The sequence below is a fragment of the Buttiauxella agrestis genome (genome assembly GCF_900446255.1).
GTDB lineage: Bacteria > Pseudomonadota > Gammaproteobacteria > Enterobacterales > Enterobacteriaceae > Buttiauxella > Buttiauxella agrestis.
In genome coordinates, this window is sequence record NZ_UIGI01000001.1 from 1,384,405 (window position 1) to 1,400,611 (window position 16,207).

Annotated in this window: 17 protein-coding genes; 15 read left to right on the forward strand and 2 right to left on the reverse strand. The window is 51.4% G+C overall.

The features are described 5' to 3' along the window. Positions 1 to 3: 3 nt before the first annotated feature. Entirely contained in the window at positions 4 to 1,008 is a 1,005-nt protein-coding gene (flk, locus tag DY231_RS06565; protein WP_115627713.1) for a flagella biosynthesis regulator Flk, read from the reverse strand. Positions 1,009 to 1,109: 101 nt separating this feature from the next. Between flk and pdxB the strand changes: the two genes are divergently transcribed. From pdxB to hisP, 15 genes are all read left to right on the forward strand, one after another. Continuing rightward, positions 1,110 to 2,246, forward strand: coding sequence for a 4-phosphoerythronate dehydrogenase PdxB (gene pdxB / locus DY231_RS06570; protein ID WP_115627714.1), 1,137 nt, complete (start codon positions 1,110 to 1,112; stop codon positions 2,244 to 2,246). A gap of 70 nt (positions 2,247 to 2,316) precedes the next feature. Further along, a complete protein-coding gene (locus tag DY231_RS06575; RefSeq protein WP_115627715.1) occupies positions 2,317 to 3,330 on the forward strand; it encodes an aspartate-semialdehyde dehydrogenase in 1,014 nt (337 codons plus the stop codon). Further along, complete coding sequence (truA, locus tag DY231_RS06580) at positions 3,330 to 4,145, forward strand: tRNA pseudouridine(38-40) synthase TruA (RefSeq protein WP_115627716.1); 816 nt, start codon at positions 3,330 to 3,332, stop codon at positions 4,143 to 4,145. Before DY231_RS06575 ends, truA begins: the two co-directional genes overlap by 1 nt. A 26-nt stretch (positions 4,146 to 4,171) precedes the next feature. Continuing rightward, the gene (locus tag DY231_RS06585; RefSeq protein ID WP_034497296.1) at positions 4,172 to 4,831 is read left to right on the forward strand and encodes a DedA family protein; all 660 of its coding nucleotides are present in this window, start codon (positions 4,172 to 4,174) and stop codon (positions 4,829 to 4,831) included. A gap of 138 nt (positions 4,832 to 4,969) precedes the next feature. Next, entirely contained in the window at positions 4,970 to 5,890 is a 921-nt protein-coding gene (gene accD / locus DY231_RS06590; protein ID WP_115627717.1) for an acetyl-CoA carboxylase, carboxyltransferase subunit beta, read from the forward strand. Between the two features lie 77 nt (positions 5,891 to 5,967). After that, entirely contained in the window at positions 5,968 to 7,236 is a 1,269-nt protein-coding gene (folC, locus tag DY231_RS06595) for a bifunctional tetrahydrofolate synthase/dihydrofolate synthase (protein ID WP_115627718.1), read from the forward strand. Beyond that, the gene (gene dedD, locus DY231_RS06600; protein ID WP_115627719.1) at positions 7,226 to 7,954 is read left to right on the forward strand and encodes a cell division protein DedD; all 729 of its coding nucleotides are present in this window, start codon (positions 7,226 to 7,228) and stop codon (positions 7,952 to 7,954) included. The genes folC and dedD overlap by 11 nt, the downstream gene beginning before the upstream one ends. A 165-nt stretch (positions 7,955 to 8,119) precedes the next feature. After that, positions 8,120 to 8,608 (forward strand): colicin V production protein, encoded by a 489-nt coding sequence (gene cvpA, locus DY231_RS06605; protein ID WP_034458856.1) that lies wholly within the window; start codon positions 8,120 to 8,122, stop codon positions 8,606 to 8,608. A gap of 34 nt (positions 8,609 to 8,642) precedes the next feature. Beyond that, positions 8,643 to 10,160: an amidophosphoribosyltransferase gene (gene purF, locus DY231_RS06610; protein ID WP_034497284.1), complete on the forward strand. Its 1,518-nt coding sequence runs from the start codon at positions 8,643 to 8,645 to the stop codon at positions 10,158 to 10,160. Between the two features lie 110 nt (positions 10,161 to 10,270). Continuing rightward, a complete protein-coding gene (locus DY231_RS06615) occupies positions 10,271 to 10,840 on the forward strand; it encodes a UbiX family flavin prenyltransferase (RefSeq protein WP_115627720.1) in 570 nt (189 codons plus the stop codon). 300 nt (positions 10,841 to 11,140) lie between these two features. Then, positions 11,141 to 11,923: a lysine/arginine/ornithine ABC transporter substrate-binding protein ArgT gene (gene argT / locus DY231_RS06620; protein WP_115627721.1), complete on the forward strand. Its 783-nt coding sequence runs from the start codon at positions 11,141 to 11,143 to the stop codon at positions 11,921 to 11,923. A gap of 295 nt (positions 11,924 to 12,218) precedes the next feature. After that, positions 12,219 to 13,001, forward strand: a complete 783-nt coding sequence (gene hisJ / locus DY231_RS06625) for a histidine ABC transporter substrate-binding protein HisJ (protein ID WP_034497278.1) — start codon at positions 12,219 to 12,221, stop codon at positions 12,999 to 13,001. Positions 13,002 to 13,075: 74 nt separating this feature from the next. After that, entirely contained in the window at positions 13,076 to 13,762 is a 687-nt protein-coding gene (locus DY231_RS06630; RefSeq protein WP_115627722.1) for a histidine ABC transporter permease HisQ, read from the forward strand. Then, positions 13,759 to 14,475: an ABC transporter permease gene (locus DY231_RS06635; protein WP_034497272.1), complete on the forward strand. Its 717-nt coding sequence runs from the start codon at positions 13,759 to 13,761 to the stop codon at positions 14,473 to 14,475. The genes DY231_RS06630 and DY231_RS06635 overlap by 4 nt, the downstream gene beginning before the upstream one ends. 10 nt (positions 14,476 to 14,485) lie before the next feature. Next, positions 14,486 to 15,259, forward strand: a complete 774-nt coding sequence (hisP, locus tag DY231_RS06640; RefSeq protein ID WP_034497324.1) for a histidine ABC transporter ATP-binding protein HisP — start codon at positions 14,486 to 14,488, stop codon at positions 15,257 to 15,259. 36 nt (positions 15,260 to 15,295) lie between these two features. Here hisP and DY231_RS06645 read toward each other — a convergent pair whose 3' ends face one another. Next, positions 15,296 to 16,189 carry a TIGR01777 family oxidoreductase gene (locus DY231_RS06645; protein WP_115627723.1) on the reverse strand — a complete coding sequence of 298 codons (894 nt, stop codon included), beginning with the start codon at positions 16,187 to 16,189 and terminating at the stop codon, positions 15,296 to 15,298. Between the last annotated feature and the right edge of the window lie 18 nt (positions 16,190 to 16,207).

A 16,207-nucleotide genomic window follows, 5' to 3' on the forward strand; every position in this document is an offset into this window, starting at 1 on the left:
ATTTCATATCACTATCCACAACAAAAGCATCACCACAACCAGCGCGATAAATGCTAATCCTGGTCGTGCGCTTATCGCTTTCAGCGGTTCGATAAACGGTACCCAGATTGGGCTGGCGATCGGCTGAATGTTATGCACTTCTGGCGCTGATAGCTGGCGTTCGGCGCGTTTTAAAAACACCTGATTCAAAATATCCTGCACCTGCGCGGTGGTCAGTAACGTTTGCGGCGTAGCCTGAAAACGTTGCTGCGAATAGTCCGTTATCTCTTTCCATTCAGCAGGTTCGAGCGGCTGCTTCAAAGCCGCCTGAATAGTATGTAGCGTCGGCGTATTTTGCTGACTTAATGTCTGGCGTGCCTGCAACCAGGTGGTCAGCAGCGCGAAATGCTTGGCCGGGATCAGCTCGCCCGTTTTCACACCGCTTAACTCAAGCATCGACTGCCAGATTAACTTACTGGACTCGCCCGTTGCGGCGGCGAGTTTAGCGACCTGTTTATTTAGTGAATTATGTTCAGCGGGCAACAAGGGGCGATCGGTTGCCTGGCGCTGTTGCGGTTGCGGAATAGCCAACTGGTTATTTTGCAAAAGCGTGAGTACGCTTTTTAATTGTTCTGGCGTGAGCTGGCTGAGGGCCGTCTGCCCAAAATTCTGGCGAATATAGTCGCTTACTGCCTGGCGATTATTTCCCTGGGGCAAAAGCTCACTAAGCTGCTGAACAACCTGGCGCGTGCCGTGAGTCGTTTGTGCATGATTCAGGCGCTGATTAAGATTTTGTTCAGCCGCGGGGAAGTGGCGCGACAGCAAAGGCGTTTCACTTTTTAATCCGAGGTCATGTTTCAGACCTGCCCACACTTCGGCGCTTTGCTGCTGGTTTAGCGCAACGATACGGGTAATCAAACGTTCCAGTACGGTACGTTGCACAGTGGAAAGCGGAAACTCGCCTGCCGCAGAATGTGTGGAGGGCGGTTCCCCCGGAGGACGCGCTGTCGCCCCCTGAATGGGTTGCATAGTCTTAATCCTTTGTCAGCCCCCGGCTCAAGTATGCCAGGACGCCAGATTATGGCACACTATCGGGCTTATTCTCGACGATTAACCAACAGGTAACTAACGTGAAAATCCTCGTTGACGAAAATATGCCTTATGCGCGCGAATTGTTCAGCCGTCTTGGCGATGTCACCGCCGTTCCTGGGCGTCCCATTCCCGTTTCTGAATTGGCCGATGCCGATGCATTAATGGTGCGCTCAGTGACTAAAGTGAATGCTGATTTACTCGATGGGAAAGCCATCAAGTTTGTAGGTACGGCGACGGCAGGCTGTGACCATGTTGACGAAACGTATCTTGAGAACGCGGGTATCGCTTTTTCAGCAGCACCAGGTTGCAACGCTATCGCGGTAGTTGAATACGTCTTTTCTTCGCTATTAATGCTCGCAGAACGTGACGGTTTCCAGTTGACTGACCGCACGGTGGGTATTGTTGGTGTGGGTAACGTGGGTTCACGTTTGCAGGCGCGTTTAGAAGCCTTTGGTGTGCGCACGCTGCTTTGCGATCCCCCTCGCGCCGAGCGTGGTGAACCCGGTGATTTCCAGCCGCTGGAAACACTGGTTCGTGAAGCCGATGTGTTGACCTTCCACACGCCGCTGTTTAAAGACGGCCCGTACAAATCGCTGCATTTAGCCGATGAAAAACTCATCTCCAGCCTCAAGCCTGGCTCAATTCTGATTAACGCTTGCCGTGGCCCGGTGGTTGATAACGCCGCGTTGCTGAAATGTCTGGAGAATGGCCAGGATCTGAGTGTTGTGCTCGATGTCTGGGAACCGGAGCCGGAACTCAACGTCGCCTTGCTCAATAAAGTGGATATTGGCACTGCGCACATTGCGGGCTATACGCTTGAAGGTAAAGCGCGTGGCACCACGCAAGTGTTCGAAGCATTCAGTGAATTTATCGGTCATAAGCAGCAAGTGGCTTTAGACACGTTGCTGCCTGCGCCTGAATTTGGTCGTATTACTCTGCATGGCCCGCTCGATCAAGCGACACTCAAAAGACTGGTTCATCTGGTGTATGATGTGCGCCGCGATGATGCATCGCTGCGTAAAGTCGCGGGTATTCCTGGTGAGTTCGACAAGTTACGCAAAAACTATCAGGAACGTCGTGAGTGGTCGTCGCTCTATATTCAGTGTGATGATGAATCGGCCGCAACAATGCTGCAAAAGCTAGGCTTTGGCGCTATCTATCACGCGGTGCGTTAAAACAATCCTTCTCATCTTCCCGGTACTGCTATCGGGGAGATACTGCTATTTAAGTCTGGAGTAAACCAACATGTCTGAAGGCTGGAATATTGCCGTTTTAGGTGCCACGGGTGCCGTAGGCGCAGCTGTGATTGAACTGCTTGCCGAGCGCCAGTTCCCGGTTGGTGAATTGTATGCCCTCGCACGTAATGAAAGTGCGGGTGAAAATATTCGTTATGAAGGCAAAACCGTGATGGTTCAGGATGCTGGATCATTCGACTGGACTCAGGTTCAGCTCGCGTTCTTCGTGGCGGGCGCAGAAGCGTCAGCGCGTTATGTCGAAGAAGCGACAAACGCCGGTTGCCTGGTTATCGACTCAAGCGGCCTGTTCGCGATGGAACACGATGTACCGTTGGTGGTGCCAGACGTGAACCCATTCGTGCTGGGTGAATACCGCAATCGCAATCTGGTGGCCGTGGCCGACAGTCTGACCAGCCAGTTGTTGACCGCTTTGAAACCGCTTATCGAACAAGGTGGTTTATCCCGTATTCAGGTGACTAATTTACTGGCCGCTTCTGGCCGTGGCAAAAGTGCCGTCGATGCGTTGGCCGGGCAGAGCGCTCGTCTGCTAAACGGTTTGCCAATTGAAGATGCCGATTTGTTTGGTCGCCAGTTAGCTTTCAACATGCTGCCATTAATGCCTGACGCAGAAGGCAGCATTCCTGTCGAACGCCGCTTAGTGAACGAAGTGCGTAAAGTCTTGCAGGATGAAGGCGTGATCATTTCTGCAAGCTTCGTCCAGGCTCCGGTGTTTTACGGCCACGCGCAAATGGTGAACTTTGAAGCCATGCGCCCGCTTGCCTCTGAAGAAGCGCGTGATGCGTATATTCAATTTGAAGATATCGAACTTTCTGAAGAGGGCGATTTCCCGACTCAGGTTTCCGATGCTTCCGGCAGCTCACACCTTTCCATCGGCTGTATCCACAACGATTACGGTATGCCAGAACAAATTCAATTCTGGTCTGTTGCCGATAACGTTCGCTTTGGCGGCGCACTGATGGCAGTGAAAACGGCTGAAAAATTAGTGCAGGAGTATATGTACTAATGTCCGACGAGTTGCTGCAAACCCCGCTTCGCAGAATTGCACTTGGCATTGAATACGACGGCAGTAAGTATTACGGCTGGCAGCGCCAGAACGAAGTGCGCAGCGTGCAGGAAAAGCTTGAAAAAGCGCTTTCGAAAGTGGCGGATGAGCCAATCAACGTATTCTGCGCCGGGCGAACCGACGCAGGCGTTCATGCCACCGGCCAGGTTGTGCATTTCGAAACGCGTATGGATCGTAAAGACGCGGCATGGACGCTGGGTGTAAATGCGAATTTACCTGGCGACATTGCCGTGCGTTGGGTTAAAAATGTGCCCGATGATTTTCACGCCCGCTTTAGCGCGACGGCTCGCCGCTATCGTTATGTCATTTATAACCAGCGTCTGCGCCCGGCTGTGATGTCTCAAGGTGTCACGCATTTTTACCATCCGCTGGATGCCGATCGTATGCACCGGGCGGCGCAATGTTTGCTGGGCGAGAATGACTTTACCTCGTTCCGCGCAGTGCAATGCCAGTCGCGCACGCCCTGGCGTAACCTGATGCACATCAACGTGACCCGTTACGGTGCTTACGTGGTGGTGGATATCAAAGCCAATGCGTTTGTTCATCATATGGTACGAAACATTGTCGGCAGCCTGATGGAAATCGGCTGTGGTAATCAGGCAGAAGACTGGATGGCTCAATTGCTGGCAGCAAAAGATCGCAAGCTGGCAGCTGCAACCGGTAAAGCAGAAGGTTTGTACTTAGTTTCTGTGGACTACCCTGAACATTTTGAGTTGCCTAAACCCCCAATGGGACCCCTTTTTTTGGCAGACTGACGCCAGACGAAATAGGTAGATAGCATATGGAATTTATCCGCTTCATTATTGATTTTATTTTGCACATTGATGTGCACCTGGCGGAGTTGGTAGCGCAGTATGGTGTCTGGGTTTACGCCATTCTGTTTTTGATTTTGTTCTGTGAAACCGGACTGGTGGTCACACCGTTCTTGCCGGGTGATTCATTATTGTTTGTGGCGGGTGCGCTGGCTGCATTGCCAACCAACGATCTGAATGTTCACACCATGGTGATTTTGATGGTCATCGCCGCGATTATTGGCGATGCGGTGAACTACACTATTGGGCGGCTTTTTGGCGAAAAGCTATTCAGTAACCCGAACTCCAAAATCTTCCGCCGCAGTTATCTTGATAAAACACACGCTTTTTACGAGCGTCATGGCGGAAAAACGATTATCCTCGCGCGCTTCGTACCGATTGTGCGAACTTTCGCACCGTTTGTCGCGGGCATGGGGCATATGTCTTATCGCCATTTTGCGATGTACAACGTTGCCGGTGCGTTGCTGTGGGTACTGCTGTTTACCTACGCAGGCTACCTGTTCGGCGATTTGCCGATTGTGCAGGAAAACCTGAAATTACTGATTGTGGCGATTATTGTATTGTCGGTATTGCCGGGCGTGGTTGAGATTATTCGCCACAAACGTGCGGCCAAACGCCTGCAAAAGTAACCCCATCGCGCGGTTCGACCACTTTTTTATCCAAAGTCGCGGGCCGTTATGTTTTAATGAGCACCATTTATGGTCTGGGGCAGCTAACACTGCCACAGAAAAACTGGCATCGACCAGGTTCAAGCAGAAAGGTCATCAATGAGCTGGATTGAACGAATTCTCAATAAGAGCAATATCACCCCTACCCGCAAGGCGAGTATCCCTGAAGGGGTGTGGACGAAATGCGACAGCTGTGGCCAGGTTCTGTACCGTGCCGAACTGGAACGCAATCTCGAAGTCTGCCCAAAATGCGATCACCACATGCGTATGTCCGCGCGCGATCGCTTGCACAGCCTGTTAGATGAAGGCTCGATGTTTGAATTGGGTAGTGAGCTTGAGCCAAAAGATATCCTCAAGTTCAAAGACTCTAAAAAATATAAAGACCGTCTGGCATCTGCTCAGAAAGAAACCGGCGAGAAAGACGCGCTGGTGGTCATGAAAGGTACGCTCTACAACATGCCCGTTGTGGCTGTGGCGTTTGAGTTTGCTTTCATGGGCGGTTCCATGGGTTCTGTTGTGGGCGCGCGTTTTGTTCGTGCCGTGGAACAGGCTCTGGAAGATAATTGCCCGATGATTTGCTTCTCCGCTTCCGGTGGAGCACGTATGCAAGAAGCGCTGATGTCGCTGATGCAGATGGCGAAAACCAGTGCAGCGTTGGCAAAAATGCAGGAACGCGGTCTGCCGTATATTTCGGTTCTGACTGACCCAACAATGGGTGGCGTTTCGGCAAGCTTCGCGATGCTGGGCGATCTGAACATTGCTGAACCAAAAGCCCTGATCGGCTTCGCGGGTCCACGTGTTATCGAGCAAACCGTTCGCGAAAAACTGCCGCCGGGCTTCCAGCGCAGTGAGTTCCTGATTGAAAAAGGGGCGATCGACATGATCGTTCGCCGCCCGGAAATGCGCCTGAAACTGGCAAGCGTTCTGGCAAAACTGACAAATCAGCCAGCGCCGAATCCGGAAGAGCCGAGTGAACCGATTGTGGTTCCGGCCGCACCGGAAGAAGGTCACGAGGCCTGATAGTTAATAAGGGCAGGCCAAACAGGTCCTGCCCTTTTTCTTGAACCGTAGCTTGAACCTCAGATAGAGCGGGCATCATGGAAAAAACTCAAATTCCTCAAGCCACGTCGCCCCTGGCCACGTGGCTTTGTTATCTGGAAAACCTCCATTCTAAACCCATCGAGCTTGGCCTTGAGCGCGTAAAAAAAGTTGCCGCGACGCTTGATGTGCTGAAACCCGCACCAACGGTGTTTACCGTGGCGGGAACCAACGGCAAGGGCACAACCTGCCGTACCCTGGAAATGGTGTTGATGGCGGCCGGTTACAGCGTCGGTGTTTATAGCTCACCGCATCTGGTGCGTTACACCGAACGCGTGCGCGTACAAAGTGAAGAGCTGGACGAGGCATACCATACGGCGGCTTTTGCACAAATTGAAGCCGCGCGTGGCGAGACATCGCTGACCTATTTTGAGTACAGCACCTTGTCGGCGCTACTGTTGTTTAAGCAACTGGCGGTGGATGTGGTGATCCTTGAAGTGGGCCTGGGCGGGCGTCTTGATGCCACCAATATTGTCGATGCCGATGTGGCGGTCGTGACCAGTATCGCGCTGGACCACACCGACTGGCTGGGACCAGATCGTGAAAGCATCGGACGTGAAAAAGCGGGTGTGTTCCGTGGCGGGAAACCGGCAATCGTCGGCGAGCCTGATATGCCGCATACCATTGCCGATGTGGCGACGGAGAAGGGCGCGCAACTGCTGTGCCGTGGCGTGGACTGGTCTTATCACGTTGGTGAGAATAGCTGGAGCTTCAAAGATGCTCAGGGCGAACTGAGCGGATTGCCTCTGCCGTTAGTTCCGCAGCCGAATGCGGCGACGGCACTGGCGGCGTTGCGTGCCAGCGGGCTAAATGTCAGCAATGAGGCTATTATTCAAGGCATTAAAGAAGCGACGTTACCGGGGCGATTCCAGGTGATTTCGCGTGAGCCGTTGGTGATCCTTGATGTGGCGCACAACCCTCATGCAGCGGCATATTTGGCCCGGCGTCTGGAGCAGCTCCCTAAACGCGGACGCGTGTTGGCCGTTATCGGGATGCTGCATGACAAAGACATCGCCGGCACGTTGGCATGTTTGTCCCCTCAGGTTGATAGCTGGTATTGTGCTCCATTAGAAGGCCCACGCGGTGCCACGGCGGAACAACTGATTGAACATCTCGGTCAGGGCGAAGTCTATGGCAGTGTGGCGCAAGCCTGGCGTGCCGCAATGAAGGCCGCCGCAGAAAATGATACCGTGCTGGTGTGTGGTTCATTTCATACAGTAGCCCACGTAATGGAAGCGTTGGACGCGGAGAAAGCAGGTGGCGAGTAAGTTTCAAAATCGATTAGTCGGAACCATTATTCTGGTCGCACTGGGGGTCATTATCCTGCCAGGGCTGCTTGATGGTCAGAAAAAGCATTATCAGGATGAGTTCGCAGCGATTCCTCTGGTTCCAAAACCGGGTGACACCGATGAGCCAGACATGCTGCCTGCCGCGACTCAGGCACTGCCTTCGCAACCCCCTGAAGGGGCGGCTGAAGAGGTGAGAGCAGGCACAGCGGCAGCACCAGGGCTTGATATCGCTTCTTTGCCAGGGGATGGAGCAGCGGGCATTGATGAAGTGCCTGTTAACCGTGAACAGCCGAAGCCGAAACCTGTGGCTGAGAAACCAAAACCTAAGCCGGTTGAAAAACCACAGAGCAAAGCTTCTGTTGACCAAACCGAAGAACGTCTGGCAATGATGAACGAACAGCCTCCGGAGCCTGCAAAACCAGCGAAGCAAGAAACTGCCGAGCAAGCACCAACAGGCAAAGCTTACGTCGTGCAACTGGGTGCTTTGAAGAATGCCGACAAAGTGAATGAAATTGTTGGTAAACTACGCGGCGCTGGGTTCCGTGCTTACACCTCACCGTCGACACCAGTTCAGGGAAAAGTCACCCGAATTCTGGTAGGGCCGGATGCCTCGAAAGACAAACTTAAGTCTTCACTGGGCGAGCTGAATTCGCTTTCCGGGCTGAACGGTGTAGTGATGACTTACACGGCCAGATAAACCCGCAGAGGCGGGATTTAGGGCAAATTTTTAATGGCGTTGAGCATTTTTTCAACGCCATTATTTATTTACGCGAGGGAAGGAAATCCCTACGCAAACGTTTTCTTTTTCTGTTAGAATGCGCCCCGAACTGGACGTCAGGGCGATTTGTCGTGGGATTTGTTCATGGTTTGGATAGATTACGCCATCATTGCGGTCATCGGCTTTTCGGCTCTGATTAGTGTTATTCGTGGGTTTGTGCGTGAAGCGTTATCGCTAGTAACCTGGGGCTGTGCTTTCTTTGTCGCCAGTCATTACTACACTTACCTTTCTGTCTGGTTCACTGGCTTTGAAGACGAACTGGTACGTAATGGAATAGCTATCGCGATACTGTTTATCGCGACACTCATCGTCGGTGCGATAGTCAATTATGTGATTAGCGCGCTGGTTGAGAAAACCGGCCTGTCGGGTACAGACAGGGTGTTGGGGATTTGCTTTGGTGCGTTACGTGGAGCACTGATCGTCGCCGCCATTCTGTTCTTTCTTGATACGTTCACTGGTTTTTCCAAGAGTGACGACTGGCAAAAGTCGCAGCTTATCCCGCAATTCAGTTTCATCATCAGATGGTTTTTTGACTATCTGCAAAGCTCGTCAAGTTTCTTGCCCCGGCCATAAGGCAGGGGTTGTGGCTTAATGAGGAAAAGACAACATGTGCGGTATTGTCGGTATCGCCGGTTTTATGCCGGTAAACCAGTCTATCTATGACGCGTTAACGGTGCTTCAACACCGTGGGCAGGATGCCGCAGGCATCGTCACCATCGATGCCTTAAATTGTTTTCGTCTGCGTAAAGCCAATGGGCTGGTGAGCGATGTGTTCGGTGCCATTCACATGCAACGCTTGCAGGGAAACATGGGTATCGGCCACGTACGTTATCCGACTGCGGGTAGCTCTAGCGCTTCTGAAGCCCAACCTTTCTATGTTAACTCTCCGTACGGCATTACTCTTGCACACAACGGCAATCTGACTAACGCCCACGAACTGCGCCAAAAGTTGTTCGAAGAAAAGCGTCGTCACATTAACACCACTTCCGATTCTGAAATCCTGCTCAATGTTTTTGCCAGCGAGCTGGATAACTTCCGCAACTATCCGCTGGAAGCAGACAACATTTTCGCAGCGATAGCCGCAACCAACCGCCAGATTCGTGGTGCGTACGCTTGTGTTGCGATGATTATCGGCCACGGTATGGTGGCGTTCCGCGACCCGAACGGTATTCGTCCGTTGGTGATGGGCAAGCGCGATTTGAATGATGGCCGCACTGAATATATGGTGGCTTCCGAAAGCGTTGCGCTTGATACGCTGGGCTTTGAGTTCCTGCGTGATGTTGCGCCGGGCGAAGCGGTGTACATCACCGAAAAAGGCCAGTTGTTCACACGCCAGTGTGCTGACAACCCAACCAGCAATCCATGCCTGTTCGAGTACGTTTACTTTGCGCGCCCGGACTCGTTCATCGACAAAATTTCCGTTTACAGCGCCCGCGTTGAAATGGGTAAAAAGCTCGGTGAGAAAATTGCTCGCGAATGGGAAGATTTGGATATCGACGTGGTTATCCCGATTCCAGAAACCTCGTGCGACATCGCGCTGGAAATCGCCCGTATTCTCGACAAGCCGTACCGTCAGGGTTTTGTGAAAAACCGCTACGTGGGCCGCACGTTCATCATGCCAGGCCAGCAACTGCGTCGTAAATCTGTGCGTCGTAAACTGAATGCTAACCGCGCTGAGTTCCGTGATAAGAACGTGCTGCTGGTGGATGACTCCATCGTGCGCGGCACCACTTCAGAGCAAATTATCGAGATGGCTCGTGAAGCCGGTGCGAAGAAAGTTTACCTCGCGTCAGCGGCACCGGAAATTCGTTTCCCGAATGTGTACGGCATCGATATGCCAAGCGCCAACGAACTGATTGCTCATGGCCGTGAAGTTGATGAGATCCGTCAGTTGATTGGTGCCGATGGTCTGATTTTCCAGGATCTGAACGATCTGATTGAAGCGGTTCGCGTTGAGAATCCGGATATCACGCAGTTTGAATGCTCGGTGTTCAACGGTATTTACGTGACCAAAGATGTGGATCACGAATACCTTGAGTATCTTGAGTCACTGCGTAATGACGATTCACAAGCGATTGCCCGTCAGAACGAAGTGGAAAACTTAGAGATGCATAACGAGGGTTAACACCATCCTCAACCTAACCCTCTCCTTGAAGGAGAGGGTTACCATTTCTTGCATCCCTGCCCATCTTGCGGCAAAGTCAGCCCAGATAAACTCCTCGGGCGAACTAAAATATGAAACGGTTAATTGTTGGGATTTCAGGTGCCAGTGGTGCAATCTACGGTGTGCGACTACTTCAGGTTCTGCAACAATTACCCGATATCGAAACTCATCTCATTCTGAGTAACGCAGCTCGCCAGACCCTCGCGCTGGAAACCGATATTTCCTTACGAGAAGTTCAGGCCTTTGCTGATGTGGTTCACGACTCGCGTGATATCGCCGCCAGCCTTTCCTCTGGCTCTTTTAAGACGCACGGCATGGTGATATTGCCTTGCTCAATCAAAACCCTTTCTGGCATTGTTCACAGCTATACAGATGGCTTGTTAACGCGTGCAGCGGATGTCGTGCTCAAAGAGCGTCGCCCGCTGGTGCTTTGCGTGCGTGAAACGCCGCTGCATCTTGGGCATTTGCGCCTGATGACCCAGGCTGCTGAAATGGGCGCGGTGATAATGCCGCCGATGCCTGCGTTTTATCATCGCCCACAAAGTGTGCAGGACATTATCGACCAGACGGTAAACCGGGTCATCGATCAGTTCGATATTGAGTTGCCGCAAGATTTGTTTACTCGCTGGAGCGGCGCATAAGCGCGATGCGCCAGTGTGGTGCATCACAAAACCCTGCGCCTCATTATGAGGCGTTTTTGTAACCCCGATCACTTCCAGAACATTTATCCGCTATTTTCCACCGCGAATGCTTTTTCCTCATACCAGACCTGCTATCTTTCATTCTTGTGACAGAGTTGTAACTTTTATTTAACACAATATTGCCCACTTTATTTCACGCAAGAAAAAGTGGCATGAGAACTGCAACTCTTAATCAGCAACACAAAACAAACACAACACGACGTTACACATAATAAGATAAGTCAAACTTGGGAGTTATGTATGAAAAAGCAAGTTCTCGCTCTGTCTTTACTGCTTGGCCTGAGCGCCACCGCAAGCGTCTTCGCAGCACTTCCGCAGAGTATTCGTCTTGGAACGGACACGACCTACGCGCCGTTTTCTTCTAAAGATGCGAAAGGGGATTTTGTTGGTTTCGATATCGATCTTGGTAATGAGCTGTGTAAGCGCATTAATACTAAATGTACCTGGGTCGCAAGTGACTTCGATGCGCTGATTCCTTCACTTAAAGCGAAGAAAATTGACGGTATCATTTCCTCGCTTTCCATCACGGAAAAACGCCAGAAAGAGATTGCCTTCTCAGACAAACTTTATGCTGCTGATTCACGCCTGATTGCTGTTAAAGGCTCCCCGGTTAAACCGACTCTGGATTCCCTCAAAGGTAAACACATCGGTGTATTGCAAGGATCGACACAAGAAGCGTATGCCAACGCTGAATGGCGCAGTAAAGGTGTCGATGTGGTGCCTTACGCAAACCAGGATCTGATCTATTCCGATCTGGCTGCTGGCCGCCTTGATGCTGCATTCCAGGATGAAACTGCTGCAAGCGAAGGCTTCCTGAAACTGCCTGCGGGTAAAGGCTATGAGTTTGCAGGCCCATCGGTAAAAAACAAACAGTACTTTGGCGACGGTACCGGTATTGGCTTGCGTAAAGACGACGCTGAGCTGAAAGCGGCCTTTGATAAAGCGCTGGCAGATATGCGTAAAGACGGTACTTACGACAAATTTGCGAAGAAGTACTTCGATTTTAATGTTTACGGTGAATAAGTTTATCCCGTAGTCTGTAGCCCGGTTATGCTTTGGCGCAACCGGGCTGAATAGAATTGCAATCCAGTTTAAGTTGTCTGCACCCGTTTAGTGCAGTAATTTATCTATGCACCAAAATGGTGGTTTGCTTGCATCTTGTTGGTGCAAGGTGTTTTTCCTGTTTTAAGATGCGCGACAATGCTGCGCCACAATGGGGAAAAAACACTATATTGAGATGCATAAATTGGCATGGAACATGCAATTTTATCCGGTTGAAAAGCAATCACGCATAAAAACAGTGACTTCGAGGATAATTATGAACAAGCAGATCATCGCTCTTTCTTTGGTACTGGCATTTTCCAGTGTTTCCACAGCATTCGCCGCTATTCCCAAGAATTTACGTATTGGTACTGACCCAACTTACGCCCCGTTTGAGTCGAAAAACGCTCAAGGGGAATTAGTGGGTTTTGATATCGATTTGGCAAAAGAACTCTGCAAACGCATCGAAACTAATTGTACCTTCGTGGAAAACCCACTGGATGCGCTGATCCCTTCGTTGAAAGCGAAAAAAATTGACGCGATTATGTCGTCACTTTCCATCACTGAAAAGCGCCAGCAAGAGATTGCCTTCACCGACAAACTGTACGCAGCAGATTCCCGTTTAGTGGTTGCGAAAGGCTCCTCAATTCAACCTACCCTTGAATCCCTTAAAGGTAAGCGTGTCGGCGTTTTGCAAGGCACGACTCAAGAAACCTTCGGGAATGAGCATTGGGCACCTAAAGGTATCGAAATTGTTTCTTACCAGGGCCAGGATTCAATCTACGCTGACCTGACTGCGGGTCGTATTGACGCAGCATTCCAGGACGAAGTTGCCGCCAGCGAAGGTTTCCTGAAGCAACCTGTCGGCGCGAATTACCAGTTTGGTGGCCCGTCAATCAAAGACGAAAAGCTCTTTGGTGTCGGCACCGGTATGGGTCTGCGTAAAGACGATACCGAATTACGTGCAGCGCTCAACAAAGCGTTTGCCGAAATGCGTAAAGACGGAACTTACGAGAAGTTAGCGAAGAAATACTTCGATTTCGATGTTTACGGTGGTTAACAGTCACCAGTGGTTAAACCTGCCCTGAATGGGCAGGTTAAGTTTGTGCAGACACTGACGACAGGATACGCACCATGTTGTACGGTTTTTCTGAAGTAATATTTAAAGGGGCACTCGTCACGCTGGAACTGGCGTTAAGCTCCGTTATCCTCGCCGTTATTATTGGCCTGGCTGGAGCCGGTGCTAAATTATCCAAAAATCGCCCGTTAGCCATATTGTTTGAAGGCTACACCACGCTGATTCGTGGGGTGCCCGACCTGGTGCTGATGCTGCTGATTTTCTACGGTCTGCAAATGGCGCTTAATGTCTTAACCGATTCGCTAGGCGTTGCTCAGTTTGATATCGACCCAATGGTTGCCGGTATTATTACGCTTGGTTTTATCTATGGTGCCTATTTTACCGAAACCTTCCGCGGTGCGTTTATGGCTGTGCCAAGAGGGCATATTGAAGCGGCAACCGCCTTTGGCTTTACCGGCTCGCAAACTTTCCGCCGCATTCTCTTCCCGGCCATGATGCGTTATGCGTTACCGGGCATTGGGAACAACTGGCAGGTTATTTTGAAAGCCACCGCGCTGGTTTCTCTGTTAGGCCTGGAAGATGTGGTGAAAGCGACGCAGCTGGCGGGGAAAAGTACCTGGCAGCCGTTCTACTTTGCGATTGTTGCCGGGATCATCTACCTGTTCTTTACCACGGTATCGAATGGCGTATTGCTCTGGCTTGAACGCCGTTATTCCGTTGGCGTTAAGAGGGCGGAGCTATGATAGAAATCATTCAGGAATACTGGAAAGCCCTGCTATGGACTGACGGATACCGCTTTACCGGCGTGGCAATCACACTCTGGTTGCTGATTTCGTCGGTGGTGATGGGGGGCATTCTGGCGCTATTTTTGGCTATCGGACGGGTGTCGAGCAATAAATATATCGCCTTCCCAATCTGGCTGTTTACCTACATTTTCCGTGGCACGCCGTTGTATGTTCAGTTGCTGGTTTTCTATTCCGGTATGTACACGCTGGAAGTGGTGAAAGGCACTGTGCTGCTCAATGAGTTTTTCCGCAGTGGCCTGAACTGTACCGTGTTGGCGTTGACGTTAAACACTTGTGCGTACACCACAGAAATTTTTGCCGGAGCGATTCGAGCCGTTCCACACGGTGAAATTGAAGCCGGTCGGGCTTACGGTTTTTCGCCATTCAAAATGTATCGCTGCATTATTTTGCCTTCGGCGCTGCGTATTGCGCTGCCTGCATACAGCAACGAAGTGATTTTGATGCTGCACTCCACGGCGCTGGCATTTACCGCTACCGTACCGGATCTGCTGAAAATCGCCCGTGATATCAACTCCGCAACCTACCAGCCGTTTACTGCTTTCGGGATTGCTGCGGTGTTGTACCTGTGTATTTCTTATGTGCTGATTAGATTGTTCCGCAAGGCTGAGCAACGCTGGTTGCAGCATATTAAACCAAGCTCAACACATTGAGTGTGCAATGATGACTGATAAAAAATTAAGCGTTACCGACCTGCACAAGCGTTATGGCCAACATGAAGTGCTGAAAGGCGTCTCTTTACAGGCCAATGCTGGCGATGTGATTAGCATTATTGGTTCTTCCGGTTCGGGGAAAAGTACCTTTTTGCGCTGCATAAACTTCCTCGAGAAACCGAGTGAAGGAACGATTGTCGTCAATAACCAGAACATCAACCTGGTGCGTGATACCGACGGGCAGCTCAAAGTTGCCGATAAAAACCAGCTACGTTTGCTGCGCACGCGCCTGACGATGGTTTTCCAGCATTTCAACTTGTGGAGTCACATGACGGTACTGGAAAACGTCATGGAAGCGCCGATTCAGGTGCTGGGCCTGAGCAAGCAAGAAGCGAAAGAACGTGCGGTTAAGTATCTGGCGAAAGTGGGTATTGACGAGCGCCAGCAGGTGAAATATCCGGTGCATCTTTCCGGCGGCCAGCAGCAGCGCGTGTCTATCGCTCGTGCATTGGCGATGGAACCAGAAGTATTACTGTTTGATGAACCGACTTCCGCGCTCGACCCTGAGCTGGTGGGTGAAGTGCTGCGTATCATGCAGAAACTCGCGGAAGAAGGGAAAACCATGGTGGTGGTGACGCACGAGATGGATTTTGCGCGCCACGTTTCAAACCATGTGATTTTCTTGCACCAGGGGTTAATTGAGGAAGAAGGGACGCCGGAAGAGTTGTTTGGTAATCCGAAGAGTGCGCGATTGCAGCAGTTCTTGTCGGGGTCGCTTAAGTAACACCGAAAGTCCCGCCGTTGCGGCGGGACTTAAATATCACCGCACCACATCCCCTAGCGCCTCCTCCAAATCATACCAACGGAAACCAAACCCGGACTCTTCAAGCCGCTTAGGCAGTGCTCGTTGTCCGCCTAAAACCAACACCGAAGATTCACCCATCATCAGCCTGACTGCCGTAGCAGGGGCGCGCACAAATGCCGGGCGATTCAACACATGGCCCAGCGCGTGAGAGAATTGTTCGTTGCGGACCGGGTAGGGCGAAACCATGTTAAACGGCCCGCGTAAATCGTTATCCAGCAGCCACAAAATGCCATTCACCATATCGTCGATATGAATCCACGCCAGATACTGTCGTCCGTCGCCCATCGGGCCGCCGAGACCCAGGCGGAATATCGGTAATAGTTTTCCCAAAATCCCGCCTTTTGGCGCTAACACCACGCCAGTGCGTAGCAGGCAGACACGTGTTTGCTCGCTCTGTGCGCCGCAGGCGATTTGTTCCCAGCGGGCGCAGAGCTTATGGGTAAATTCATTGTGCGGCGGTTCATCTTCGTTAACGACCACTTCGCCAAGGTCGCCGTAATATCCAGCGGCAGACCCGGAGATAAACACCGCAGGCGGCGTCTGGCTTGCTTTAAACATCTCCACCAGGCGTTCGGTGATTTGCCAGCGGCTTTGGCAAAGGCGCTGTTTTTGTGATTCCGTCCAACGCTTGTCGGCAATCGGTTCACCTGCGAGATTGATTACCGCACCAAAACCATCAAGATTGGGATGCTCACTCAATCCTTTCCACAGCGTGACTTTGGGATCAAATAACGCCCTGGCTTTGTCGGGGGTGCGAGTCACAACGGTCACTTCGTGCCCCAATTCCAACAAACGCGGTATCAGATGGCTGCCAATCAAGCCGGTTCCGCCGGTAATCAGTATCTGCATGCTCGTCTCCAGCTGTTT